Source organism: Brevibacillus sp. AF8, from assembly GCF_021270385.1.
Taxonomy (GTDB): Bacteria; Bacillota; Bacilli; order Brevibacillales; family Brevibacillaceae; genus Brevibacillus.
On record NZ_JAGQDN010000036.1, the window covers coordinates 14789 to 40430 of the forward strand.

Below are 25642 nucleotides of genomic sequence, written 5' to 3' on the forward strand. Positions count from 1 at the left end.
TGCTATTTGCCCTTCCTGTCCATGGCCAATCGCGGTAAATCACGAATGACCTCCACAACAAACCAGTCTGGCAATCCGTCGCCATCCTCGTGCCGCGCCACTACCATCTGCGCCATTTCCAGTGAGATAGAAGCCAGCTCCTTCAAGAGAGCCTTCGCTCGGTGGGCAAACCGTTTATGCTGCTCCCCCACGGAGGCTTTATCCGCTGGCAGTTCTTTTTTGATCTGCGAACGGAAAGAATCGGCCAGAAAATACAGTACGTCTCGATCCTCTGGAGCTGTCGGGAAAGAAGCCTCTCCCTCCAAAATACGGTTGAGCTGGTATTTGCCTTGAATGTTCTTGTGAAAAGCCCGAAATTGAGCCGCATGCTGAGGCGTCAAGCATCCGTAGGCCAGTACCCCCACCATCTCCGTCGTCAAGTTCTCACCGAATTCGTTCAGGGCATCCGAGAGCATGTGCCAGGAACGCGGAGTAGAAAACGGTTCCTCACTCTTCGGTGGCTGCGACCACAAATAGTCCGGGCGCACCTCCAAAAATTGCAGCACGTAGGAATGGATGCCGTTGCTGTACGCCCAATTCATCCATTGTTCATACGAAACTAGCAATTGGACATGGAACATCCGGTTGATCAGAGCAGACGACATCGGTTTGACAATCGCGCTATCCTGCGCGCGATTTCCTGCTCCAATCACAATGGACCCTTCTGGCAGATGGTAATCCCCGATTCTCCGCTCATGAATCAAACTGTAAAACGCCTTTTGCACTTCTTGCGAGCATGCATTCAATTCGTCAAGAAACAAGCAGTACGGTTCTTCTCGCGCAATTTGCGCAGGTGGGCAAAATCTGCTTTTCCCATCTACGATCTGTGGGACACCGATAATATCCTCCGGTGCCAGCTGACTACCCAATAACGATACGCAAGGCAGGCCCACCTGCTCGGCAAATGCCTCGACGAGAGACGATTTGCCGATTCCCGGTGCGCCCCAAATAAATACTGGACGAGCTACTGCAACGTTTAGCAGCACATCCATCAGTTGATTTTGCGTCACTTGAATTCCTAGATTCATTTCATAACCTCTCTTGTTTGATTGATTTTTGCAGTAATCTACCTCTTTCCATGATTGATTTCCATTGACTAGAGCGACCGTCACACCACAAATATTTCCTAATATTACAAGAAGATTGAATAACGGGCAAGAAAGAAGGCATCACATGGTAAGCCGTGCCCGAATAAAAACATAAACCGACGAATTCCCTTATGTATGATATCGGAATAGGATGAAACGACATAAATAAAGGAGGACGTTTTATTTGTCACAAGCAAATATCCCCAACATTGCGCCGCTGTTGACCATTACTCAAAACCAAGTCGTAAACTTGCTACTCGCATCCTTCGCTTTGGAGGAACTTGGTTTAAGCCATATCATTAACGCAGAGGCGGAGAAGCTTCACTATGTCCTTGGCACGCTTCCTGGATTAACAGGTCCCCCTGCAACCATTAGTGATTTGCTAAACGTGAATTCTAGCGTAGTAAATACGCTTAGAGAGATCACAAAGAAAGACATTCTGCTGAACAGCAAGCTGAATTCCGTATTATCCGCATCGTTTATTGCGAGTCTGACAGGACCAACAGGGGCAACGGGTCCTACTGGGACTACTGGAGTAGGAATAACGGGTGCGACAGGAGTCGGCTTGACTGGGGCGACCGGGGCAACTGGAGCGACCGGAGCTGGAGGCACTGGTGTTACGGGGGCAACTGGCGTAACAGGTACTACAGGAGCCACGGGTGTAACAGGCGCAACAGGTACTATTTCCAGTGTTTTCGGTAACTTCTGGCTATCCTCCGCTATCGATATTTCTCCCAATACGATCGTCCCGCTAAATGTGGCGAATGCAGACAATTCCCTTGGCTTTTTACTCGCTGGCGGGCAAGTGACCGTACCTGCAAGCGGCATCTATCTCATCAGCTATCGCGTAACTACTGCCCAAGCGAGTGAAGTGTCTTTCATTATCAGAAGGAATGGCGCCAATATAACGGGCTCTGCCGGAACTTCAAGCAGTGCAGATAGTGCAGCGGATGGAAATGCATTCGGCATGGTTACCTCTTTCACCCGATTAGCAGCAGGTGACATCGTAGACATATTCCGCACGGGAGGTATCGCAGACCAGTTCTTGCAAAGCTTCGCAGACGGAACGACGACGGTAACCAGCTTCCTCACTTTAGTGAAGATTGCCGAGTAAACCAAACATATATCATGACGCCACTCGAAGCACAGCTACCCCGGCTGTCGTTGCGAGTGAAGCTCTTGCTGCGGACAAGCCTACTTCTACTCTTTATGTAACATTCCTTTTTTTACCACGTCACATAGGCAAAGGGGGAATAACAAAAGATGAGAAAAATCGTGAAAACCAGTGGCATTACCATATTGGTTGCATCCCTGAGCGGATGCAGCTCAAGCGTACAGTTCGTATCAAGAAGCGAAAGCGAAAATAAACCTGTAGCAGAGCAAGGTCAAAGCAATCAAGTAGCCTCCAGTCCAAGTCCTCCCAGCCAACTAGCTGATTATGCGCTGAAAAAATCGGTCAATCCCCTCCCCAATGACATGTACTTCAAAGATTACGGCACCAACCAATTTGTTTCTACAGCGAAGGACCGTCTGTCTACTTTTGCCGCTGATGTGGACACTGCCTCTTACACCATAATGCGCAATTTTATTAAAGACGGGAATCTCCCGCCAGCAGAAGCCATTCGGGTGGAGGAATTCATCAACTTCTTCCCCACTTCGTATCCTGCGCCAACCGATCAGACATTTGCGATCCAGGCCGAAAGTGGCCCCTCTCCTTTTCAAACAAATCTTCAAGTAGTCCGAATCGGGATCAAAGGAAAGGAATTACGCGCAGAAGAGCGCAAACCCGCTCATCTCGTCTTTGTCATTGACGTATCTGGCTCGATGAATCGCGAAAACCGATTAGAGCTGGTGAAAAAAAGCTTACATGTTCTCGTTGATCAACTCCAACCTACAGATTCAGTAGGGATCGTCGTCTATGGATCAGAGGGACGCGTTCTTTTGCCCCCAACCTCTACCGAAGACAAACAGGCGATTTTATCAGCCATCGAAAATCTGCAGCCCGAAGGCTCCACCAATGCAGAAGAGGGGCTGGTGCTCGGTTATGAAATGGCGGCCCGTTCCTTCAAGCCCACTACCATTAACAGGGTGATTTTATGCTCCGACGGGGTAGCCAATGTAGGCGAAACAGGAGCCGAGGGCATTTTGCGATCAATCGAGGACTATGCGCGAAAAGACATTTACTTGAGCACCTTTGGCTTTGGCATGGGGAATTACAACGATGTCCTGATGGAGCAGCTAGCGAACAAAGGAGAAGGCAACTACGCCTACATCGATACGTTCTCCGAGGCGCGCCGCATTTTTACGGAATCATTGACGAGCACCCTCCAAATGATCGCTCGTGACGTAAAAATCCAAGTAGAATTCGATCCTAAGAAGGTAGATTCGTATCGCTTGATCGGTTATGAGAACCGCGATGTCCGCGACAAAGATTTTCGCAACGACAAGACAGATGCAGGCGAGATCGGCGCAGGCCATAGTGTGACCGCTCTTTATGAAGTGAAGCTTGCTTCCCCTGCCCATACAGATCTCGGGACGGTTCGCGTGCGCTATCATAATGCCTCTTCCCAAAAAGTAGAGGAAATCTCCGAACCCGTAAAGGTGCAAAATGTCTTGTCTCCTGAGGTGACGTTCCTTGCTGCTGTAGCAGAATACGGGGAAATATTGCGGAAGAGTCCGCATGCCGAAAGAAGCTCCCTTGCCGATGTTCTCAAACTGGCGGAAGCCACAGCCACTGGAGAGGAACAGCTCGAATTTGTCCGCTTGGTTAAAGACAGCATGGCAATCAGCAGGAACTAATGCCTGTTCCTATGCTTTAGTGTCTCGCCTGTACCTCATCCAAATATAAACCATCATTCCAATCGCCGAACCGATTAGCAAAAATGTGATGCCATAATGACGTATATAAACGACGACCTTGAGCCACTCTTTCTCAAGCGCCCGTCCCAGCAGTAAAAAAGTGACACTCCAAAGAAATGCACCAGCGTAAGCAAATAAAGCGAATCGTCGAAACCCCATCGTAGAGACTCCTGCCAAATAGGCGGTAATATGGCGGACACCAGGCAAAAAATAGCCGATGAGCAACAAGTATGGACCGTACTTGGCAAACAGCTTTTGGGTCGACTCTATTCTTTTCGGCGTAATATGCAAATACGGTCCAACCTTCATAAGCAAAGGCAGCCCCCACTTCCACGCGATGGTATAGCTGATCGTAATCCCTACTGCCGCTCCCAAAAAGGCACTCAGCACCGTCAATGGCATGTGCAAAACACCGCGGGAAACTGCATAGCCAGCGTACGTCATGAGTACCTCATCGGGTATGGGGAGCCCTACAACACCGAGTGTGAGCGAAAAAAAGATGCCGACATATCCATATTTCATTAAAAAAAGATCCAAATGCTGCTCCACGGCTACCTCCAGAAATGTTGTCCTATTTCATTGTATTCTCTCCCTATTCTTTGACATTCTGGCTTTTTTACAAAAATACATCCCAAAGCGTATGGTATCCTTAAAAAAATCTTATTTCCTTTTTCAGGTGATGCCATGAACTATATGGAGCAAATAACGTATGCCCTCTCTTTTATCGAAAAGCAGTTAACGGAAAAAGTCACTCTTGATGAAGTGGCATCTGCCGCTGGATATTCCAAGTATCATTTTCAACGCTTGTTCTTTCACGTGACAGGAGAAACTGTGGGCCAATACATTTCGAAGAGACGCTTGACTGAGGCTGCCAAAACGCTGTTACTGGAACAAAAGAGCGTGACGGAGGTCGCCTTTACATATGGCTTTGATTCCCACGAAGCCTTTACTCGTGCTTTTACCAAACGCTTTGGTCTGCCTCCTTCTGCTCTCCGTCGATCAGGAAAAATGCCGCGGTACACCATGCTGGAGCGTATTGAGCTACCATATTTGGAAAATATTCAGCTGCAATCGATTGAGCCCGTCTATGTCCCTGCCCACGAAGAATTGACCCTGATAGGCTGCTCCTCGGCTACCCGTTCGACCACAGATATTGTCCATTGCTGGAACCGACTGGGACAGAAAATCGCCATGCAGAAAAACCAGAAGCGTTATGGGGTTATTCGCTACCCGGACGCTTTCGGGCTTTCGTTGAACTTCGCCTATTTTGCTGGCATAAACAGTACGGAGCATGTTGGCTCAGACGGATTGGAATCGCTCACTCTGCCTGCATCTGGTTATCTTGTCTTCCCTCACAGAGGATCGGTGCAAAATCTCAAGCTGACGTATCAGTATATATACGGGAGCTGGATGACACACGCATCCGCATCCGACCAGCTTTATGCCCGATACGATTTTGAATATTACGATCATCGCTTTCTCGGGAATAACCATCCTGATTCGCTTTGTTTCATTTATATACCCGTTCTTGCACGAGAATAGTCAGTAGCGATTCGCATTTTCGATCAAGTTTTCCTCGTTTTCCTGTCGTACGCTGGACGTGTGAAAAGGAGTGAATCGAATGAAAGAACTGACCTATTTGACAGCAACGGAGATGGGCACTTGGATTCGCGAGCGGAAAATAAGCGCCGAGGAAGTTACCCGGCATACCTTTACAAGAATCAGCTCGCTTAATGGCAAAATAAACGCTATCGTCGCTTATGACGAGCAGGCTGCTCTCGAATCTGCGAAGCAAGCGGACAAAGAAATGGCGGAAGGCAACATTCGGGGGCCCCTTCACGGGGTGCCGATCACAATCAAGGATTCCTTTGCCACAGCCGGACTCCCCACTACTTCTGGCTTCCCCCCACTAAAAGGCTACATTCCGCAGCATGACGCAGCCATCGTCCGCAGACTGAAGCAGGCAGGAGCCGTTTTGATTGGCAAAACGAATGTCTCTACCCTGCTCATGGATCTCCAAACAGACAACGATATTTACGGCAGGACAAATAATCCGTGGAATCAGGAGAGGACTTCAGGAGGGAGCAGCGGAGGCTCGGCAGCCGCAGTGGCCGCAGGACTTTCTTATTTGGATATCGGGAGTGACATCGGGGGATCGTTGCGCGTTCCCGCTCATTATTGTGGTGTGTTCAGCTTGAAGCCAACAGAAGGAGCCGTGCCGGCAACAGGACACATGCCCGGCTTTGAGGGAATGTCTGATTATACCTCGTCCCGTCACTTGGCCTGCTACGGCCCTGTAGCCCGTTCGATCGAAGACTTGGAAGTGGCGTTTTCCATCATGAGTGGTGGAAACGGCAACGCTGGCTTGCCTCATGGACCACAAGTCTTGCCCCTTTCCCTCAAGGAACAGCCCCTGCACATTCGCTGGATGGAGGAGCTGCCCGGCTACCCGACGAGTCGAGCCATTCGCGATCAGTTGCGTCGCTTTGTCAAAGTACTGGAGCAACAAGGCATGCGCGTAGAACAAGTCACGGTACCACCTTTGGATGTACGCAAAGCTTGGGAAACATGGGGAAAAATCATCGACGCGGAGTTAAACTCCACGACGCCTACCCTTATGAGAGGATTGGCTCATCTCCTCACCATGCCGATCTATCGCCAGGTTCCCACGGCTACCATGCTCATCCCGCTGACGTTCAAAAACTACATGCGTGTCTTAACCATTCGGGAGCAGCTCATTCGCAGCTTCGAGCAATTTATGGCCGACTGTGACTTGTTCTTGTGTCCGGTCAGCTGCACGACAGCTTTCCCACATATGGCAAAATCGAAAATGTGGGGCTACAAGCCGCTTTACAACAAACCGCTGTACGTAGACGAGAACCCGCAAAACTACTGGGTCGCTACGACTTTTTATACGAATCTGTTTAATGTCACTGGAAGTCCGATCGTGACGATGCCAATTGGTTTTGATGAGCAAGGTCTTCCTATTGGCATACAGTGTGTGGGAAAGCGATGGCGTGATAGGGAATTACTACAGGGAGCGTCAAAATTGTATGCGACCTGCCCAGAGTGGCGGGCGCCTGAAATTTCTGTGGAGCCGCATTAAGAACAAATATTCCAGTCCAACTTGCATAAAGCCCCTTTCCTATGAAGAAAACTACCAGTGCGAACCCCATTTCTGGTAATGAGGAGGGCTTTATGCTTCCATTATTGAAAAAGCGCCTGACACTGATGCTTTCCCTGCTTTGCATGATGCTTCACCTGTCCGGCCTGTCCTATGCAAAAGAGACAGCAAACCCTCCATCTGTTCAACAGTCACCTCTCCTCCAATCGAAGTCGTTTCTTCAATCGCAGGAAAGGCTAGCCTATTCGCTTGGCATTCAAGCATACATCTACGGCTATCCATTAGTGATGTCCGCCAAAACGATGGAAGCCATGGTTAAAAGTCGTGCTCCGATCAACCAGTTTTACTATGCGGACACACTCGCTTCCCCAGCTTATCGGGATATTGTGACGCCGAACTCCGATACATTGTATATGAGCGCGTGGCTGGATTTGTCGGAGACGCCCGTCCGTTTGACTGTCCCTGCCAATCCGCAAAACCGCTACTATACCGTGCAAATGCTGGATGCGTACACGAATACGTTTCGCAATGTCTCCAATCGTTCCACCAAGCAGCAGGCCGGGCAATATATCATTGCAAGCCCACAATGGAAAGGGCCTACCCCTGCCCATATACCTGTGATCTACGCCCCTACGAATACCGTCTGGCTAATTGGTCGTGTCGAGGTAAAGGGTGAAGCTGATTTGCCGCAGGCTGTCTCGTTCGAAAAACAAATTGCGATTGCCCCTGTCCACCCAAAATTGCAAACGGCACATGTTCCCGAAACGCTTCCCCCAGATGTGTTATCGTCCCTTTCTTTTTTTCAAGTCATGACGAAATGGCTCCAGAGCAATCCTCCGCCCGAATGTGATCGCGTCTTGCTCGATCAATTTGCTCAAGTCGGGATCGATGTCCAAAAAGGCTTTGATCCTTCCGCACTCGGTCCAGCCAAACTTGCCGGCCTACAGCGTGCCTTGCGGGATACACCGTCTATTGTACAAAATGGCTTTCCCGGTTACGCCACCTTCCGTAATGGATGGGGCTCCTTTTCCCCCATCGGCACATATGGAAACCAGTTTCTCGCTCGTTCTTTTATCGCCTATTCCGGCATAGGGGCCAATGTGCCGAGCGAGGAAGCTTATTATCGCGCATTGACAGATGGCTCCGGAAAACCACTTACGGGAGCCAAAAGCTACACGTTGCATTTTACAAAGGAACAGCTTCCCAAGACGTCTGCTTTCTGGTCGATCAACGTCTATGACAACCAGTTGTTTTTAGCCAAAACAGCGGCTGATCGCGCATCGGTTCGCAGCAATACAGGAACGCTTGCGTACAATCCGGATGGTTCCCTTGACCTGTATTTGCAACAGCAACCGCCCAAAGGCAAGGAAGGCAACTGGCTCCCTCTCCCGGAAGGAGAGTTCAATCTCGTTTTGCGGATATTTGCACCGGAGCCTGCAACGCTAGACAATCAGCACGCTTGGCCCGCTGTCATGGAAAGCAACCCAATACCGTAACAGAACGCAAAAGGCACCGCCCCATCGTGAGCGGTGCCTACTATATTGAGTCTGTTACTTCTTCAAATCTTCAATGGAGTTGATCTCCATGTAGGTTGGAACAGCCAATCCCAACTTGGTTCCTTGCAGGTTCGGACCGAGGTCCTCTACGTCTTTCCCCAGCTTTTCCATGTAGTCTGCGTGCGTCGTTGGCAGCCAAGCTGCTACCATTCCATCCACATCGCCGTTCGATACACCGACCCACATTGGTCCAGCTTCTACTTGGCTCATTTCCACCTTGTATTTCAACTTTTGCTCCAGGACCGTCTTCACCACATTCGTACTGGCGATCTCAGAATCCCACGCGACATAGGCGAGCGTCAATTTTTTGCCTTCTGCTGGCTGGATGCCTTCTACCCACTTGTTGACGGTAGCCTCATTATTTTTCACCCATTCGGCTGCTGCCTCTTCCGGCTTTTTGCCGCTCTCAATATCGAGCATCACTTTTTCCATGTCCGCAGGTGTCCATGAAAACTTGTCGAGGAACGCATGCGCGCTTGGGTGTTCCTCTTTCAGTCCTTTGCGCACGATGGTATGAATTTGTTCATCCTTCCCGAAGACGCCTTTCGGGTCGTCGAGGTATTTCATTTCGAACTTAGAGAACATCCAGTGCGGTGTCCAACCAGTTACAATAATTGGCTTTTTGTCTTTGTAGGCTTGTGTCAGAGCTGCCGTCATCGCTGCGCTGGAACCCTCCACCAGTTCCCAATCTTTCAGATCGTAGTCTTTCATGGCTTTTTCCGTCGCTTTCATCAGACCAGCGCCAGGATCGATTCCGATAATTTTATGATTCACTTGTGCTCCAACGCTATTTGGTGCAGACGTACCCGTATTGCCCTCGGCAGGCTGATTTCCCTGCGGTGTTCCCGCGTTTGAACATCCTGCCATCACCATACTGAGTCCGAGTGCGACTGCCAGCCCTTTCAAGGCACCTTTTTTCATTTTCATGAAAACCCCTCCTACGCGTTTTTTCTTTTTCCAACACTTTGCGTGAGTCGATCCAGCAGAATCGCCAAAATAACGATGGCCAGCCCCGCCTCAAAACCTTCACCGATCTTGATCTGCGTTACGGCACGATACACGTCCGCCCCCAAGCCTTTCGCCCCAATCATGGAGGCAATCACGACCATGGACAGCGCGAGCATAATGCTCTGGTTAATCCCGGCCATCATTGTCGTCTTGGCAATCGGCAGTTGTACCTTCGTCAGCTTTTGCCAGTAGGTAGAACCGAACGCTTCAGAAGCCTCGATCAGATCGGCAGGAACTTGACGAATTCCCAGGTTGGTCAGACGGATTGTCGGTGGCATCGCAAAAATGACAGAAGCGATAACCCCCGGTACTTTACCGAGTCCGAAGAAAAAGATGGCAGGAATCAAGTACACAAACGCCGGCATCGTCTGCATGAAATCAAGCAGCGGTGTGACGACCTTTTGCACAGAATCATTCTTCGCGCACCAGACACCGACCGGAATCCCGATAATCACCGAGATCAACCCTGCCGTCAATACCAGCGCAAGCGTTTCCATTGAGTGCTCCCAATAACCCAAATTCTGAATCAGAAGAAGTCCAATGAAGGTAAAAAGAGCAATTGCCACTTTGCCAGCGCGATACGCCAGCAGCGTAAACAAAATGATCAAGACCCAAAACGGGATTCCTGTTAGAATCCATGAAAACAAGTCAACGGTTCCACCGATTCCAGCTGATATGAAGTCGAACAAGAAGCCCAAATTCTCTTCCAGTCCATCTACAATTGCCTCTACCCAACTGTCGAGCGGCAGCTTCGGAAATAGTTGGTTTTGACTCATGATGGATTCACCTGCCCCTCTTCATTCGTTGCCTCCGGAACTTGTTGATTTACTTTTCCAGCCAATCCACCCAGGACGGCACCTTTTACAATCACGCCCAACAGACGATTTTGTTCCCCGGTAACCGCCACAGGAATATCTGAAAACGCAACAAGGTCAAACATCTCATTGAGCAGTGTCTGCGGTCCGACAGTCGGTACCTCTGTTCGCAGTACGGATTCCAGCGACTGTCCTGCTTCCTTGGCTCCGTTTACCGCGTCTGCCGTTAGCACACCCAGCAATGTTTTTCGTTTATCCACTACGTACAGACTTGATACACCGCGCTCACGCATCATTTGCAGTGCGACGCGAGGCCCTCTGTCCAGTGTGATCGTCTCCGCTCGCTTCATGACTTTTTCAGCGGACAACACCTTGGAACGATCCACATCCTCTACGAAGCGTTCTACGTATTCGTTTGCCGGATTGGTCATGATTTCTTCCGGCGAGCCGATCTGCACGATCGCACCGTCTTTCATCAGAGCGATTCGATCCCCGATCTTCAATGCTTCGTCCAGATCATGCGTAATGAAAATAATGGTCTTCTGCATGGTGCTCTGCAGTTCCAACAGCTCATCCTGCATGTCCTTGCGAATTAACGGGTCCAAGGCACTGAACGCCTCATCCATCAACAACACATCAGGTTCATTCGCGAGTGCACGAGCGAGACCCACACGCTGCTGCATCCCGCCACTCAGCTGATCCGGGTAGCTTGCTTCCCAACCGCCGAGCCCGACGAGTGCGAGTGACTTTTTCGCTTTTGCCTCACGCTCGGCTTTTGGCATCCCTTGAATCTCAAGACCGTACTCCGCATTTTCAAGTACTGTCCTGTGCGGGAACAAGGCGAACTTTTGAAATACCATGCCCAGCTTCTTTCTTCTTACGTCCTGTAACTGCTCGGTGTTCATACTGACGATATCCGTACCGTCAATCAGGATTTTGCCTTCTGTTGGTTCAATCAACCGGTTCAACAATCGAACCAAGGTCGACTTCCCGCTTCCCGAAAGCCCCATGATGACGAAAATTTCGCCTGCATGCACCTCAAAACTCGCTTGATTCACCCCAAGGGTAAGACCCGTTTCCTTCAAGATTTCTTGCTTGGTCTTCCCCTGCTTCACCTGGGACAATGCGCGTTGGGGTTGGCGTCCAAAGATTTTGGTCAAATTCTCTACTTTGATCTTGGGCATATGGTCACCTCCAACTATTACGCCCGGCATCCGGACTGTTCTTTACCCTTACAATTGTAACCAGCCAATTTTTTTACCTCAAACTGGGTGAGGCATGATAATCCGTCATTTTCAGCGTTCAGAAAAAACTTTACGTACTTTACTTCCTGTATTCTCAGTTTATCACGTATATACTGTACAACATCTCCATTTACTTTTTTCTTTTGGAGACGTACAATTCTAGTCAGGTTACTAAGACTAGAGGAGCTGCTTTTTTCAAAATGGATACCAATCAGGAAAAAATCCTCGAAAAAGCTCAGGAACGCGTGATTGAAACGCTCGCTCGCAACATGGATCTGTATGGAATCACCATGTCAACGGGACTGCTGTATGGCACATTGCTCTTTCAGGACAAGTCAATGACACTCGATGAGATGGGCGAAGCACTGGGCATGAGCAAAACCAGCATGAGCACCGGCGTCCGCACATTGATGGAATTAAATATGGTAGAAAAGATATGGAAAAAAGGGACGCGGAAAGATCATTACGAGGTCAATCTGGACTGGTACCAGAATTTCATCGACCTCTTTTCCGTGAAGTGGCGACACGCCTGCGAACATAATGTACACGCCTTGAAAAAGTCGCTCCTGGAGCTTCGCGCTCTTCAGCAATCAGAAGAGCTTTCGGAAGAAGTCAGCGAGCGTGTGGAGCTCAGTATCAAGCGCATTGAAAATGGGTTGGAGTATTATCTGTGGCTGTCCCGTTTGATCGACTCCTTCGAATCACATGATATCTTTCAGTTTGTACCGAAAAAGGAAAATGAATCATAAGACGTTCGCAATTGAAAAAGACTCGTTCCTTGCAATAGGAATGAGTTTTTTTGTGGTACAATTATCCAGAATAGTTTCATTACTCTTCTACGATGAAAGGAGTGGTCAGTTATGAAAAAGGACAGAAATCAACGTTCTTATAAAGCTGTGCGTGTACGAAATAACCAAAAAGGGGAACGCAAACACTAACCCCCTTTCACCTAGGAGGAAATGGATTGATTCGAAAAACAGCTCTACTGATTATTGATGCGCAGGTTGGTATTATCGAAGGGCAATTTGGTCCTGTTTTTCAGCCGGCTACACTTGTCCAAACATTGAAAAAAGTAAGAGAGGATGCCTATAGCAAGGATATTCCTGTGCTGTACGTTCAGGATGCCGATGTCGGAGGAGTCGGTTCAGACGACTTTGCCATCCACCCTGAGATCGCACCTCTGCCATCAGAAACAGTGATTCAAAAACTAGCGACAGACTCGTTTCACGGAACAGACCTGCACGAAAAGCTACAAGCACTCGGGATTAACCACCTAGTCATCATGGGATGCAAAACCGAGTTTTGTATCGACAGCGCCTGCCGCAAAGCGACGACACTCGGCTATGATGTAACACTCGTCAAAGATGGGCATTCTACATCGGACAATAAGGTATTGTCAGCAGAACAAATCATCGCCCATCACAATACTTGCTTGCATGGATTGGGAAATATTGAGCCATTTATTTTGGTGCGGGAATCTACGGAAGATGTCTTCGCCCCTACCCATGATACTTACCGCTAATATTTTGCTGAATTTCTCGAAACCGTCTATTCAGGCGGTTTCTTGTTTTGTTCTGCTTGCGATTGGGCCTTGCTATAATGAAAGAAATGAATCAGCCTAATTAAAGGAGAAACCATGTCGACGACTATCGCTATACCAAGATTGGGAGTAGGAGCTGTCATCCTAAACGACAAGAATGAGATTTTGCTGGTTTTACGAAACAGAGATCCAGAAAAGAATACGTGGAGTATTCCCGGGGGAAAAGTTGATCCCTATGAACAGCTAGAGACGAGTGTCATCCGGGAAATCAAAGAAGAAGTCAATCTCGATGTCGAGGTAAAGGCTCTGCTTTGTACCGCAGAAACCATCCGCCCGGAAAGTGCCGAGCATTGGGTTTCAGTCATTTACGAGGTCACGATCCTGAGTGGAGAAGCACGCAATTTAGAGGAAGGCGGGGCGATTGGAGACATGCGCTGGTTTTCGTTCGATGCCCTTCCGTCGAATCTGGCTTGCTTCGCCGTACCAGCTATTGAGCATTTGCAAAACCGGAACCGTTCATAAAAAGCAAAACGGACAGTTGCCCCTGTGGCCTGTCCGTTTTTTCTGAAGAAGATTTTATTCCCCTTTTCGGATGATCTCTTGCACTCTCCCAACCTGTCCATCCGTCAAACGAACCTTGATTCCATGTGGATGAGTACTGGAGTTCGTCAAGATATCCTTAACGATCCCGCTGGTGCGCTTGCCTGTGCGTTGGTCCTGCTTCAATACAATCTCGACTTCAAGCCCCGCTGCGATATCTTTTCGATTTTTTCCGTTCATTTTTCCCTTCTCCTTTTTTCGTTCTATGTCCCGCTATGATATAATCGACAAACAAATCCATCTCACCGGAGGAATCCATGCTTACTTTTGAAGAAAAACTAGCGATTATTGAATCTTTTCCACAACTGACTCGGAATGACGTCTCCCTGAAACGGGTTAATTTTCATTATGAGGAAAGCCTTCATGACAAAAAGACGGTGGTCTATCATCTGCATCCGAACGGCAACGGGTTTGTGTTTGCCGCGTTTTTGAAGGGCTACCAAAAAGACGACAAGGGCTATGTCAACATCCGTGATTTCTCGGCGGACGAGCTGCGCAAGGTAGTGGAGGCTTCAATCCAATCCCTCTCTGTGAAACGTGAACCAGCTCCAAAAGCTACCAGTTCAGCTGAACAATTGGAGCAAACATGGGTTGACAAGCAAAACCGCACGCTCTTGTTGCAACAGGAAGACGCGCTGTGGAACGTATACCACGGAATGAATCTGGAAGCTTCCTTTGAATCGTACGTAGAAGCGGAGCAGTATCTGATTGAAGAAGGATTTTCCCTACAACAATAAGCCTTTCCTCCTCCCTGCTACATGTACCATACCAAATCGTAGACGTTTTGATCAAATCGGCGCAGGCGATCCGACTGCTTGCGCCATCCCAACACAGGGAGGCGATACTTCATGATCAAGTACAGAGAAACGCTTCTTGCAAATATCCATAAACAGATTGAGACGTGGTACGACCAGGAGGTTCCCGTCCCTCATGATGATCTTTATCGATTTCTCCATTCGTTGAAGGGAACTGCGGGGACGATTGGATTGAACGACCTATCTGATCTGTCTCAACTCCTTCTGGGTCAAATGGATGACATGCCTGCCAAGGATTGGTCGCTCGGTGAATGGCGATTGTTTTTGCAAGAGTTGATCAGCTTGTGTTACGAACAGCAGCCGGAACAGGAAGTTTTTATCGAGAACTCCACTCTCCAACTGGAATCCCCTTGTGAGCAACAGCCTTTGGTCCTCATCCTGGATGATGACGTCACCCTGCTGATGTATCTAAAGGAATATTTAGAAAACCACAATTGGTCTGTCATCGCAACGGTCTATCCTCATAAGGCTCTCGACTATTTTCACGACATGAACCCTGACTGCTTCATTCTGGATTTGAACATCCCGGAAACGGGCGGCTTCCAAGTGATGCAGACGATTAGCGAAAAAATTAAGAAGCAATACGTGCCTACGACCATCATCAGCATTGATTGCGAACGGGAGACCCGTCTGAATGCCTATCGTTTGGGCGCAGATGACGTCATGAGCAAACCGCTTGATATGGAAGAGTTGGTCGTACGCCTCGAACGCCAGCTTCGCCGGAAGCGCTGGATGAACAGCATCTTGTTTTTGGACGAGCTCACGGGTGTCAACAATCGGAATTCTTTTGTTGATACGTACCAACGGCTTCTTTCTGATGCCCAGCGAACCAACACCCCCTTCTCTCTGGCATTTTTAGATATCGATTTTTTCAAAGGGGTCAATGATACATACGGTCATCTGATTGGAGACGAGGTTCTGACTCGTTTTGCTGCTTTCATTGGGCAGAGCGCGGAAAAACATGATGTAATATTCCGGTACGGCGGAGAGGAATTCATCCTGCTGATGCCACGTACGACTGTAGAGACAGGAAAGATGCGCCTGGAGCAGATGCTCTCTGCTTTTTGTTCGCTTACGTTTGAGGCTTCTGGAGGAACGTTTTCTTTGAGCTTTTCCGGTGGAATCGTACAAGTAGATGATCCTCATAAACCGCATACGTATTGGGTAGAAGCTGCAGACACTGCTTTGTATGCGGCCAAAAATGCGGGGCGGCGCCGGATAGAAACCGCTCAAATCACAGAGACGCATGATCCCCCTAAGGTAAAACTGAAGGTCGCGATTATCGATGACGATCCGATGATTCGCGTGATGCTTGCCGATTCCATCCAAACCTGTTTTGACGGTTGGATGCACGTCGACATCCAGACTTTCGAAGAAGGAGCAGCTTTCTTTGACTCCTCTTGGCATCAGGGACAAGAGCCTTATCTCGTCATTTTAGACGGGATGATGCCACAGATGGATGGCCTCGAGGTTCTAAAGAAAATCCGGAATTTGCCGAATGCCAAGAAATATACGGTGATCATGCTAACAGGCCGTACGGAAGAGCAAGACATAGTCCGTGCCCTTCAGCTCGGTGCTGACGACTATATGACCAAGCCATTTCGTACGCGCGAACTGGATGCTCGCATCACACGACTGGTTAAGCGAATGTTGTAAGGAGGTAGCTAGATGGCAACCATTATGCTGGCCGAAGACGAAGCCGTGTTACGCATGTTAATTGGCGACACGCTCGAAGACGAGGGACACGAGCTCGACATCGCTTGCGATGGAGAGGAAGCTCTGCAAAAAATCGGCCAAAATGAGTACGACTTGATTATTTTAGATTATATGATGCCAAGGCTGACAGGCTTTGAAGTATTGCAGCAGCTCAAACAGATGGACGATAAAAAGGCAGTCAAGGTCCTGATCCTCTCGGCAAAAAGTCAACATGCCGAACAGGAGAAAATGCGTGCAGCTGGTGCTGATGACTTCATGCCGAAGCCCTTTAGTCCGATGGATCTTGTGCGGAAAGTGGAGGAAATGCTCGCATGACGGGGTTCTTGGCGTTTATCAGAAAAAGCATCACACGTCGCTTCATAGCGATGATGCTTCTTTTTCTGTTACTTCTGATTGCGGGCGCTGGCATCGTTCAAGATTTGAATAGCAACGCATTAACCCATTATCAGACGGAGATATACAATACCAAGGAAAAACAAAATTTGGTCGCAGACATCGCTGAGCACACGAACCAGATCTTTTTTCGCGCAAGGGGTTATTACGCTTTTTTGAGCCCATCTGAATACAATGAGCTATTTGTTGAAAAAAAGAAGCTGGAACAAGCGCTGGATGAATTTAAGAAGCTCCCGCTCAATGATGAGGAGAAAGCGCTTGTCGCTTCGATCGAATCTTTCTTCACGAACTTTTTTGCCAATGTGTTTCCTACTTTTTCGAGTTATGCAAAGAACGGAGACTTTGAATCCCTGCGAAAAGCTTCGGCCAGTGGCGTGAATCAGGAAGTAAACAACCTGCTTAAATACGCCGGGCGGTATCAGGAAGAGCACGATCAGCTTTTGTATACGAAAAACCAACTACTGTTCGAAGAGTTGTCACAGCTAAGCACCTGGTTTCTCGTGTACTCGCTGATGGTGCTGGTGATCATGATAGTAGTCACCATTCAAACTACGCGGGATATCGGCAGGCCGTTGGTTCGTCTATCCCAAAATGCTGAACAGTTCGCTAATGGCGGTACACCTCTTTTGCAGGATTTGAACAGGATTGACGAAATTGGTAGACTCTCCCGCTCCCTCGACTATTTGATCAGGCAAATTCAAGCCAAAGAAGAAGTGCTCATGGCGCAAAACGAAGAGCTGCAAGCCCAGCAGGATGAACTGATGATGCAGCAAGAAGAGTTACAAGAAGCATTGGGCAAGATGGAGGAAAACGAACGGTACTTGGAAAAGAAAAACCGTTTCATCCTCTCTTTGTCGAATACGCTGGATAAAGATGAGCTGCTGTCCAGTATCATTCGCAATATAACTGAAGTCATGGATGCCGATAAAGGTGTCGTCGTCATGTTGAACACTGACAGGGACGCAGCTAGCTTTGGCGTTTCCCAGAACGGTCTGGAGCAATTGCGCAAAGGATTGGATGATGGTCCATTCGTGCGAATCAGGGAAACGGGCCTGCCATATGTCCTGATGCGCGAAAGTACTGACGCTGAGCGCGGCTACACGGAGGAAATGTCACAAACATTTGAGCTTTACCTCCCAGTATTAGATGCTCAGCAGACAATCGTTGCATGTATCATCATCTCCCGGATCGGTCGAAAATTCACGAATCAGGAGCTACAAGTCATCATCGGAATAGCCAAGCAGATTTCCTTGGCACTCGACAAGCTCGCGATGTACGAGGAGACAGAACGGCAACGTAAAATGACGCAGGATATGCTCGATTCTGTTCAAGAAGGCATTCAGCTTATTGATCTGAGTGGAGAAACACTTCAGGTGAACTGGAATTTTTGTGAGCTCTTGTGTTACGACCATCAGCTCGCTTCGCAAGGGTTTGACTTGGAACAGTTCCTTTCCCATCTACAGAGTCGAACCTCTGAGCCTGATCGGCTGATTCAATATGTCAGATCTGTCGTTTTAGACGAAGGTGCCATTCCTTCAGGCAGTATTGTGTTTCAGATGACCGGACCGCAAGTACGCTATATTCAGCTCTATGCAGAGCCACTGTACCGGAATCAAGAGAAATGGAGTACCTTGCTCGTTTACCGTGACTTCACCAAGGAATACGAGATCGACCAAATGAAATCGGAATTCGTCAGTACGGTCAGCCATGAGCTGCGTACTCCTCTCGCCAGCGTACTTGGCTTTGCGGAGCTGCTGTTAACGAAAAAGCTCAAGCCCGAACGTCAACAGCGATACATAGCGACCATTTATCAAGAAGCTACTCGCTTGACTGCACTAATCAACGATTTCTTGGATTTGCAACGCATGGAATCCGGCAGACAGACTTATGAGCTAGAGAATGTTGCCATTGATCAAGTGATTCGGGATATTTTCGAACTTCATCGAGTCCAGTCCCCTCTCCATCGGTTTGAACTCGATTTGCAAACGGAGCAAACCGTTGTTTATGGAGACCAAGCCAAGTTGCATCAAGTATTTTTGAATCTGATCAGTAATGCCGTCAAATACTCCCCGCATGGTGGTCATATCCGGGTGGGTTGTCGACAAGATGGCAATCGCTTGCTCGTGGAGGTCCAGGATGACGGGCTCGGCATTCCTTCCGAAGCCATCCCTCACCTGTTCACCAAATTTTATCGCGTAGATAACTCGGATCGTCGCGAGATTGGCGGTACTGGATTGGGTCTCGCCATTGTTCAGGAGATCGTCCATATGCACCATGGAGAAGTTTCCGTTACGTCCGAATCGGGCAAGGGTAGTACATTTACGGTTACTCTTCCATTGACTGAGCACGCTTTGTCCCCCGGCTATCCAGCGGGAAGTGAGGAGGCAGTTTCTCCAACTGGTCAATGCAAAGGAAACGTTGTGATCGTCGAGGACGATTTGAACTTAACCGAGCTGCTGCGTCATGAGTTAACATGCTCTGGATTCAGCGTCAATTCCTTCTCTACGGCGTCTGAGGCCGTAGCAGCAATCGAGGAGCTGCGACCGGATGCTGTCGTGCTTGACCTAAACTTGAAGGATGGCGAGAGTGGTTGGAAGGTCATTGAGGAGATACGCAACAACCCGGATTTACGAACCATTCCGATCGTGATCTCCAGTGCTTTTGAGGAAAAGAAAAAGGCATTTGATCTGGGGGCAACTGGTTATCTGATCAAGCCTTATCATCCAGATACCTTGTCTAAAGCGATTTTGCTGGCTATCACGAATCAAGAAGCCACAGGACAGATCTTCATTCCTGACGAACAGTAAAGATGGCCATGGGCAAAAGAGGCTGCGACGATGAAAGCGCGGCCTCTTTTTTTTTACCTTCTACCAAAGAAAATCTTGGTATATTCATGCGCTTTCCATCACACATTAATAGAGGTTACTTTGTGCACTTTTGCCCTGCAAAGGAGGAGTTCATGTGTATTTCTCAAAAAAAGCAGTCGTTCCAATCGAAGAAGAGGAAACAGATGTATGGACGTGCAGTAACGAGGGCTGTACGTGCTGGATGAGAGATAACTTTTCCTTTGATAAGAGCCCGAACTGCCCCTTTTGCCATTCCAGTATGGTAAAGGACACGCGCATGCTACCGGTCCTAACCAATCACAGCAGCAAACGGAACTCGTAAGCCCTTCTTTTCTTTTTTCTTGCGGGTACTCTTCCTCTTCTCTACAATAAGCTCATGACGTACGAATGTTAGAGGAGTATGCCCATGAACCGAAAAGAAATGGAAGATCAAGTGATTCAAGCCTACCAGCGCGACGAGGGCATGATGATTCTCGTTTTTGCCCAATGGTGTGTGAATCACGGTTTAGACGCACGCGAATTATACCGCCGCGCTTATCCCGCTCAAGGGGAAAATGCGTTACTCGCTCAAATGCTGGACAATACCGTACCAAAAGAAGAAGCAGAGGACATTCCTGATGCGACTCTCCTTGGTGTATTGTCGCTGTTTGGCAATGACGATTTGGCGTTTGTGGTCAATGAAACCATCAATGAAATGAAAAAGAATCCGAAATAATGTATGAAAGCCATACTCGTGCGACAGCTACACACGCGGGTGTGGCTTTCTTTCTTTTTATTCTTTCCAGAATTCCCCTCCTCTGTCCAAATACGAATCAAAGAAAACTTTATTATCATAAATCCATTCACAGGTTATTGTTTGAGCGACAACGTCAGCCGACAAACGATGAAATGGAGAATATCGAAATGTATACAGATTCAAAAATCTTGAAATCTCTGTTTTACATCCAGCTCTTCTCAAGTTTTCTCGTTGTAGTCGGTCATTTCACGGCTTCTGCACTTTCTTTTACCGATCCGTTTTGGATCGTGGCCCTCAATCAGATCAGTCGCTACGGCACTGTCCTGTTGACGATCGCCACCGGTTATTTGACTGCTTATTCTTTTGAAGCCAAGAGCCCTACTGCTCGCGAGTTTTTTTCAGGGAAGCTTCTGTATATTTTTGTTCCCTATTTAGTATCTGGTGTCCTGTATCATTACTTGTTGAAAAAAGGGATGCCTTATACTGCCCAGGACTTTACGAACATTATATTAGGCAAAACGGGTGACCATCTGTACTTTGTGTTTATGATTTGTCAGTATTACGTTTTTGCCTATCTGTTTCGACGTGTGATCACGAGGCGCAACATTTTGTATGCTATTTGGATTCTGCTCGGTATTCAATACGTCTACATCAACTACATCCATCAGGGCTGGTTCGGGCTCACTACGCGTCATATGCTCCCGAGCTGGATTTTTACCCTGTACATGGGGCATATGTTGTATTGGTACCGTGAATCGATCCTTTCCTTTTTGCGAAACAACCGCTCGATCCTGACGCTGATGACGGGTGTTTCCACTGCGGCTGCGCTGTTTTTTGTTGTCTCAAACAAGCTGTATGTGGCTGTGCATTTGACTTTTGTCTTCGCTACGCTTTTGTCGTTTCTCGTGCTCATGGTCTTCTTTTTGGAACGCGTCGATCGTTTGCACATCAAGTTTCGAAAAGGGCTGACGTATTTTATTTTCTTGTTCCACTCTGCTTTTTTGATCATGTTCAAAGATTATTTGTTTGCGAAATACGGCGAGGTCGCTTGGCTGTTTGAAAACACGTGGTACTCGCTGTTGTACTTGCTCCTGATTATCGGCTGCAGTTGTCTGTTGGCACTCATGCTGGTCTGGCTGGTCAACAAGCTGGAGCGTATCTCCAAAACCATACGACAAACAAGCAGGCAGCTTTCCACTGGCAAATAAGTAGTCACGTCCTTTTTCACAAAAAAAATGACCTATTCATGATGCACGTCTGTTATCGAGCGTGGCTTCATGGATAGGTCGTTTTTTGTGCATTAGATATGATGGCTCATCGACATCGAGCCACTCGTACATATGTCGCAGGGCCTGAATTGCATGGAAAATTTCGTCTGCTGATCAGTAGACTCGCATGTAATCTTTCCTCCGTGCCGCTCAATGATTTCTTTGCAGACATATAAGCCAATTCCAGTACCGAGCTCCTTCGTCGTGAAAAACGGTTCAAAAATAACCGAGAGCAGGTCAGGTGGAATTGGCAATCCATTGTTGGAAACGGTAATCAAGGAACTGTCAGGCGTTTGGGACACGTCAATGATGATCTCCTTATCGCCTGTTTTTTTATGTAACGCATCCAGCGCATTCGAAATGATGTTGATAAACACCTGCTTCATCTCATCCTTGTAGCCTTTTAGTTGAAAGGTAGGATCGATACTGCATTGGATATCCACATTCACGTCAACGATATTCGGATAGAGGAAGGACAGAATCTCATCAAACAACTCCCAAACGCTAAAAACCTCCATTTGCTTATAGACCGCTCCCTTTTTCGAGACCAGCAAAAACTGCGAAACCCGGTAATTCAATTGCCGCAGCTCATTTTCAATAATTTCTACGTAAGGGAGATTCGGGTAATCTTCTTTTAACAAACGAGAGAATCCCATAATGGAAGTAAGCGGATTTCGGAATTCATGGACGAAGCTGGACGCCATTTGCCCCAGAATCGTGAGCCTGTCTTTGTGAGAACGCTCGATAAATAGCTTCTTCTCTTCCAAATCGTTGTCTTTGAGGTCGGTGTATTTGAAGACAGCGTGTACCAAAAAGACATCAAAGCATTCGTTTATTTTCAATAGGGCAGGCATTAAAGTGGCAGGCGTAAACGGACCTTTTTGGAGAAGATCGATAACCATTTCCCGGCCCATGCACACGTTGGAAACAAAATCGCCAATGTTGGTCTCTGCCCGGTTTCGTTCATATGCGACCTTGTAAGCCAATTCTTTAATATCCTCAAGAGTGATTTCCGAACGAAAATATTCAATAACCATACGATACAGTGCTTGGCCATTCAGATGGATCAATCCCTTGTATTGATCACTGTCCGAAACGGCAATTCGTCGCTTGAATTCTTTTACGATCATTGCCTCGTGCTCGTCCAAATATACTGCCAAGTCATCCATCGGCATCTATCCCCACTCCGAATAATAGGGCAAATCCCCTTCCAAGCTATTATACTATCATCATCATTAATTAACTAAATATTTTTACTACTTTAACAAAAAGAAATAACAAGGGAAAAGGAACTACTTGTCATCGTAGCTCCTTTTTGCCTACTACGTACTTATTTTTATAATCGTCAGGGTCGCACCAGCCCCTGTCAGGAGGGTAGCTGTTCCCAATAATCCAAACAGTTGCAGCGTGATTGTGGCTCCAGCGGTGAGAGGAGCGATGACGGTATTATTGAACGATGAAAGTGAAATAGCTGGCGAGATGATCGTCGGCGTGTATGGCGTCCCATTTATCAAGATCCTTGAGCTAACCAGTAACGCGGCAGTTGTGTTAATGGAATACGAAATTAAATAGTTGCCTGCTGATGGAACCGTAAACACCGTATTGGCGCCATTCACCGTAATGCCACCTGTTAACACCTGGTTGTTCGGTAGAGGGATATTCGTTCCTCCTAGGACTACTGCTATGAGAGATCCTGAGGTATTGGCCCCGAAGGCGTTGATGTTGGTGAAGACCGTACCTGTTGCTCCGGTAGGGCCGGTATCTCCAGTGGCTCCGGTTGCACCAGTGGCTCCAGTGGCTCCTGTCGCTCCGGTGGTTCCGGTGGTTCCGGTTGCACCAGTAGCTCCGGTGACTCCCGTAGCACCAGTAGTTCCAGTGGTTCCCGTTGCTCCTGTGACTCCGGTCTCTCCTGTCAATCCGGTTGTTCCAGTTACTCCCGTCGCTCCGGTTGTTCCGATTGTTCCCGTTGTTCCGGTCTCTCCCGTTACTCCGGTTGCTCCTGTGGTTCCCGTTGCTCCAGTTACTCCTGTTGTTCCTGTCGCTCCAGTTGCTCCGGTGACTCCTGTTGTTCCTGTTGTTCCTGTTGTTCCTGTTGTTCCTGTTGTTCCTGTTGTTCCTGTCGCTCCGGTTACTCCCGTGGTACCGGTTGTTCCAATTGCTCCGGTGGTTCCTGTCGCTCCAGTTTCTCCCGTTGCCCCTGTTACTCCGGTTGCCCCAGTTACTCCGGTGACTCCAGTTACTCCAGTTACACCCGTTACTCCGGTTTCTCCTGTTGCACCCGTCGCTCCGGTTTCTCCGGTTTCTCCGGTTTCTCCGGTTTCTCCTGTTGCACCCGTCACTCCGGTTTCTCCGGTTGCTCCGGTGGCTCCAGTTACTCCGGTTTCTCCAGTTGCTCCAGTTACTCCAGTTGCTCCAGTTGCTCCAGTTGCTCCAGTTACTCCGGTTGCTCCAGTTGCTCCAGTTGCTCCAGTCACTCCGGTATCTCCGGTTGCCCCAGTTACTCCGGTGACTCCGGTGACTCCAGTTACACCCGTTACTCCGGTTGTTCCTGTCGCTCCAGTTTCTCCGGTTGCACCCGTCACTCCGGTTTCTCCTGTTGCACCCGTCACTCCGGTTTCTCCTGTTGCTCCAGCTTCTCCTGTTGCCCCAGTTACTCCGGTATCTCCTGTTGCTCCAGTTACTCCGGTATCTCCTGTTGCTCCAGTTACTCCTGTTGCTCCAGTCGCTCCAGCTACTCCGGTATCTCCTGTTGCTCCAGTTACACCCGTTACTCCGGTTTCTCCAGTTGCCCCAGTTACTCCGGTATCTCCTGTTGCTCCGGTTACTCCGGTTGCTCCGGTTACTCCGGTTGCTCCGGTTACTCCTGTTGCTCCAGTTGCTCCAGTTTCTCCTGTTGCACCCGTTACTCCGGTTTCTCCTGTTGCTCCGGTTGCTCCACTTGCTCCCGTGGTTCCGGTTGCTCCAGTCGCTCCAGCTACTCCGGTTTCTCCAGTGGCTCCAGTTACACCCGTCACTCCGGTTTCTCCGGTGGCTCCAGTTGTTCCTGTTGTTCCTGTTGTTCCTGTTGTTCCTGTCGCTCCGGTTTCTCCTGTTGCACCCGTCGCTCCGGTTGCTCCCGTGGTACCGGTTGCTCCGGTTGCTCCCGTGGTACCAGTTGCTCCAGTTACACCCGTTACTCCGGTATCTCCCGTTGCCCCAGTTACTCCAGTTTCTCCTGTTGCTCCAGTTATTCCGGTTTCTCCAGTTACTCCGGTGACTCCAGTTACACCCGTCACTCCGGTATCTCCTGTTGCCCCAGTTACACCCGTCACTCCGGTGGCTCCAGTTGTTCCTGTCGCTCCGGTTTCTCCCGTGGCTCCGGTTGCTCCGGTTGTTCCGGTATCTCCTGTTGCACCCGTCACTCCGGTTTCTCCTGTTGCTCCGGTTGTTCCTGTCGCTCCGGTTTCTCCTGTTGCTCCGGTTGTTCCTGTCGCTCCGGTTTCTCCCGTTGCTCCGGTTGTTCCAGTTGCTCCGGTGGTTCCAGTTGCTCCGGTTGTTCCAGTTGCTCCGATTGCTCCGGTTGTTCCGGTTGTTCCGGTATCTCCTGTTGCACCCGTCACTCCGGTTGCTCCTGTTGCTCCAGTTACTCCGGTTTCTCCTGTTGCTCCGGTATCTCCAGTTACTCCGGTTTCTCCGGTTTCTCCAGTTGCCCCAGTTACTCCGGTTTCTCCTGTTGCTCCTGTTGCTCCAGTTACTCCGGTCGCTCCGGTTTCTCCTGTTGCACCCGTCACTCCGGTTTCTCCAGTCACTCCGGTATCTCCTGTTGCTCCGGTGGTTCCTGTCACTCCTCCCGCTCCAGTTTCTCCTGTTGCCCCAGTTACTCCGGTGACTCCAGTTACACCCGTCACTCCGGTTTCTCCCGTTGCCCCAGTTACTCCGGTGACTCCAGTTACACCCGTCACTCCGGTTTCTCCCGTTGCCCCAGTTACTCCGGTGGCTCCAGTTGTTCCTGTCGC

Annotated in this window: 23 protein-coding genes; 15 read left to right on the forward strand and 8 right to left on the reverse strand. The window is 48.8% G+C overall.

The window, feature by feature from the left end; all coding sequences use genetic code 11:
* Positions 1-2: 2 nt before the first annotated feature.
* Positions 3-1067, reverse strand: a complete 1065-nt coding sequence (locus KB186_RS27730) for an AAA family ATPase (RefSeq protein ID WP_173612489.1) — start codon at positions 1065-1067, stop codon at positions 3-5.
* Positions 1068-1311: 244 nt separating this feature from the next.
* On the opposite strand from KB186_RS27730, the gene KB186_RS27735 reads away from it, so the two are divergent.
* Positions 1312-2241 carry an alpha-helical endospore appendage domain-containing protein gene (locus KB186_RS27735; protein ID WP_232774805.1) on the forward strand — a complete coding sequence of 310 codons (930 nt, stop codon included), beginning with the start codon at positions 1312-1314 and terminating at the stop codon, positions 2239-2241.
* 149 nt (positions 2242-2390) lie between these two features.
* Positions 2391-3926, forward strand: coding sequence for a vWA domain-containing protein (locus tag KB186_RS27740; RefSeq protein ID WP_232774806.1), 1536 nt, complete (start codon positions 2391-2393; stop codon positions 3924-3926).
* A 9-nt stretch (positions 3927-3935) separates the two neighbouring features.
* On the opposite strand, the gene KB186_RS27745 is transcribed toward KB186_RS27740, so the two are convergent.
* Positions 3936-4547 (reverse strand): DedA family protein, encoded by a 612-nt coding sequence (locus tag KB186_RS27745; protein WP_173612502.1) that lies wholly within the window; start codon positions 4545-4547, stop codon positions 3936-3938.
* Between the two features lie 123 nt (positions 4548-4670).
* Between KB186_RS27745 and KB186_RS27750 the strand changes: the two genes are divergently transcribed.
* The 3 genes from KB186_RS27750 (at position 4671) to KB186_RS27760 (ending at position 8606) form a co-directional block, all read left to right on the forward strand.
* On the forward strand, positions 4671-5528 hold the full coding sequence (locus KB186_RS27750) for an AraC family transcriptional regulator (protein WP_232774807.1): 858 nt from the start codon (positions 4671-4673) through the stop codon (positions 5526-5528).
* Between the two features lie 79 nt (positions 5529-5607).
* On the forward strand, positions 5608-7092 hold the full coding sequence (locus KB186_RS27755; RefSeq protein ID WP_232774808.1) for an amidase: 1485 nt from the start codon (positions 5608-5610) through the stop codon (positions 7090-7092).
* 92 nt (positions 7093-7184) lie between these two features.
* On the forward strand, positions 7185-8606 hold the full coding sequence (locus KB186_RS27760; RefSeq protein ID WP_232774809.1) for a DUF1254 domain-containing protein: 1422 nt from the start codon (positions 7185-7187) through the stop codon (positions 8604-8606).
* Positions 8607-8660: 54 nt separating this feature from the next.
* Here the strand turns inward: KB186_RS27760 and KB186_RS27765 are convergent, their stop codons facing one another.
* The 3 genes from KB186_RS27765 to KB186_RS27775 are packed head-to-tail and all read right to left on the reverse strand — an operon-like array spanning position 8661 to position 11673.
* The gene (locus KB186_RS27765) at positions 8661-9587 is read right to left on the reverse strand and encodes a glycine betaine ABC transporter substrate-binding protein (RefSeq protein WP_232774817.1); all 927 of its coding nucleotides are present in this window, start codon (positions 9585-9587) and stop codon (positions 8661-8663) included.
* A 17-nt stretch (positions 9588-9604) separates the two neighbouring features.
* Complete coding sequence (locus tag KB186_RS27770; protein ID WP_173612483.1) at positions 9605-10450, reverse strand: ABC transporter permease; 846 nt, start codon at positions 10448-10450, stop codon at positions 9605-9607.
* Positions 10447-11673, reverse strand: coding sequence for a quaternary amine ABC transporter ATP-binding protein (locus KB186_RS27775; protein WP_173612482.1), 1227 nt, complete (start codon positions 11671-11673; stop codon positions 10447-10449). The genes KB186_RS27770 and KB186_RS27775 overlap by 4 nt, the downstream gene beginning before the upstream one ends.
* A 260-nt stretch (positions 11674-11933) precedes the next feature.
* Here KB186_RS27775 and KB186_RS27780 point away from each other — a divergent pair, with 260 nt between their 5' ends.
* The 3 genes from KB186_RS27780 (at position 11934) to KB186_RS27790 (ending at position 13795) form a co-directional block, all read left to right on the forward strand.
* Entirely contained in the window at positions 11934-12482 is a 549-nt protein-coding gene (locus tag KB186_RS27780; RefSeq protein ID WP_173612481.1) for a GbsR/MarR family transcriptional regulator, read from the forward strand.
* Positions 12483-12697: 215 nt separating this feature from the next.
* The gene (locus KB186_RS27785; protein WP_221868897.1) at positions 12698-13255 is read left to right on the forward strand and encodes a cysteine hydrolase family protein; all 558 of its coding nucleotides are present in this window, start codon (positions 12698-12700) and stop codon (positions 13253-13255) included.
* 114 nt (positions 13256-13369) lie between these two features.
* Complete coding sequence (locus tag KB186_RS27790) at positions 13370-13795, forward strand: NUDIX domain-containing protein (protein WP_173612479.1); 426 nt, start codon at positions 13370-13372, stop codon at positions 13793-13795.
* Between the two features lie 54 nt (positions 13796-13849).
* On the opposite strand, the gene KB186_RS27795 is transcribed toward KB186_RS27790, so the two are convergent.
* Positions 13850-14053, reverse strand: a complete 204-nt coding sequence (locus tag KB186_RS27795) for a YwbE family protein (RefSeq protein WP_232774811.1) — start codon at positions 14051-14053, stop codon at positions 13850-13852.
* A 77-nt stretch (positions 14054-14130) separates the two neighbouring features.
* Here KB186_RS27795 and KB186_RS27800 point away from each other — a divergent pair, with 77 nt between their 5' ends.
* The 7 genes from KB186_RS27800 to KB186_RS27830 all read left to right on the forward strand — a co-directional run bounded on the left by KB186_RS27800 (position 14131) and on the right by KB186_RS27830 (position 21587).
* On the forward strand, positions 14131-14610 hold the full coding sequence (locus KB186_RS27800) for a hypothetical protein (RefSeq protein ID WP_221868896.1): 480 nt from the start codon (positions 14131-14133) through the stop codon (positions 14608-14610).
* A 111-nt stretch (positions 14611-14721) separates the two neighbouring features.
* Entirely contained in the window at positions 14722-16344 is a 1623-nt protein-coding gene (locus KB186_RS27805; protein ID WP_173612476.1) for a response regulator, read from the forward strand.
* A 12-nt stretch (positions 16345-16356) separates the two neighbouring features.
* Positions 16357-16719, forward strand: a complete 363-nt coding sequence (locus tag KB186_RS27810; RefSeq protein ID WP_232774812.1) for a response regulator transcription factor — start codon at positions 16357-16359, stop codon at positions 16717-16719.
* Complete coding sequence (locus tag KB186_RS27815; protein ID WP_232774814.1) at positions 16716-19604, forward strand: ATP-binding protein; 2889 nt, start codon at positions 16716-16718, stop codon at positions 19602-19604. Before KB186_RS27810 ends, KB186_RS27815 begins: the two co-directional genes overlap by 4 nt.
* Before the next feature lie 154 nt (positions 19605-19758).
* Complete coding sequence (locus KB186_RS27820) at positions 19759-19965, forward strand: cold-shock protein (protein ID WP_173612474.1); 207 nt, start codon at positions 19759-19761, stop codon at positions 19963-19965.
* Positions 19966-20049: 84 nt separating this feature from the next.
* Positions 20050-20358 (forward strand): hypothetical protein, encoded by a 309-nt coding sequence (locus tag KB186_RS27825; protein ID WP_106785682.1) that lies wholly within the window; start codon positions 20050-20052, stop codon positions 20356-20358.
* 188 nt (positions 20359-20546) lie between these two features.
* Complete coding sequence (locus KB186_RS27830) at positions 20547-21587, forward strand: acyltransferase family protein (RefSeq protein ID WP_232774816.1); 1041 nt, start codon at positions 20547-20549, stop codon at positions 21585-21587.
* A gap of 92 nt (positions 21588-21679) precedes the next feature.
* Here KB186_RS27830 and KB186_RS27835 read toward each other — a convergent pair whose 3' ends face one another.
* Positions 21680-22822, reverse strand: a complete 1143-nt coding sequence (locus KB186_RS27835; RefSeq protein WP_221868894.1) for a sensor histidine kinase — start codon at positions 22820-22822, stop codon at positions 21680-21682.
* A gap of 147 nt (positions 22823-22969) precedes the next feature.
* On the reverse strand, positions 22970-25642 hold a 2673-nt coding region (locus KB186_RS27840), incomplete at its 5' end, for a BclA C-terminal domain-containing protein (RefSeq protein ID WP_483298229.1).

Excerpts from the sequence above, each read along its gene's own strand:
- KB186_RS27760 (WP_232774809.1), top strand. The coding sequence starts at position 7,185 with ATGCTTCCATTATTGAAAAAGCGCCTGACACTGATGCTTTCCCTGCTT.
- KB186_RS27805 (WP_173612476.1), top strand. The coding sequence starts at position 14,722 with ATGATCAAGTACAGAGAAACGCTTCTTGCAAATATCCATAAACAGATT.
- KB186_RS27755 (WP_232774808.1), top strand. The coding sequence starts at position 5,608 with ATGAAAGAACTGACCTATTTGACAGCAACGGAGATGGGCACTTGGATT.
- KB186_RS27800 (WP_221868896.1), top strand. The coding sequence starts at position 14,131 with ATGCTTACTTTTGAAGAAAAACTAGCGATTATTGAATCTTTTCCACAA.
- KB186_RS27775 (WP_173612482.1), bottom strand. The coding sequence starts at position 11,673 with ATGCCCAAGATCAAAGTAGAGAATTTGACCAAAATCTTTGGACGCCAA.
- KB186_RS27730 (WP_173612489.1), bottom strand. The coding sequence starts at position 1,067 with ATGAATCTAGGAATTCAAGTGACGCAAAATCAACTGATGGATGTGCTG.
- KB186_RS27810 (WP_232774812.1), top strand. The coding sequence starts at position 16,357 with ATGGCAACCATTATGCTGGCCGAAGACGAAGCCGTGTTACGCATGTTA.
- KB186_RS27795 (WP_232774811.1), bottom strand. The coding sequence starts at position 14,053 with ATGAACGGAAAAAATCGAAAAGATATCGCAGCGGGGCTTGAAGTCGAG.
- KB186_RS27830 (WP_232774816.1), top strand. The coding sequence starts at position 20,547 with ATGTATACAGATTCAAAAATCTTGAAATCTCTGTTTTACATCCAGCTC.
- KB186_RS27815 (WP_232774814.1), top strand. The coding sequence starts at position 16,716 with ATGACGGGGTTCTTGGCGTTTATCAGAAAAAGCATCACACGTCGCTTC.
- KB186_RS27835 (WP_221868894.1), bottom strand. The coding sequence starts at position 22,822 with ATGCCGATGGATGACTTGGCAGTATATTTGGACGAGCACGAGGCAATG.
- KB186_RS27780 (WP_173612481.1), top strand. The coding sequence starts at position 11,934 with ATGGATACCAATCAGGAAAAAATCCTCGAAAAAGCTCAGGAACGCGTG.
- KB186_RS27750 (WP_232774807.1), top strand. The coding sequence starts at position 4,671 with ATGAACTATATGGAGCAAATAACGTATGCCCTCTCTTTTATCGAAAAG.
- KB186_RS27765 (WP_232774817.1), bottom strand. The coding sequence starts at position 9,587 with ATGAAAAAAGGTGCCTTGAAAGGGCTGGCAGTCGCACTCGGACTCAGT.
- KB186_RS27770 (WP_173612483.1), bottom strand. The coding sequence starts at position 10,450 with ATGAGTCAAAACCAACTATTTCCGAAGCTGCCGCTCGACAGTTGGGTA.
- KB186_RS27825 (WP_106785682.1), top strand. The coding sequence starts at position 20,050 with ATGAACCGAAAAGAAATGGAAGATCAAGTGATTCAAGCCTACCAGCGC.
- KB186_RS27790 (WP_173612479.1), top strand. The coding sequence starts at position 13,370 with ATGTCGACGACTATCGCTATACCAAGATTGGGAGTAGGAGCTGTCATC.
- KB186_RS27740 (WP_232774806.1), top strand. The coding sequence starts at position 2,391 with ATGAGAAAAATCGTGAAAACCAGTGGCATTACCATATTGGTTGCATCC.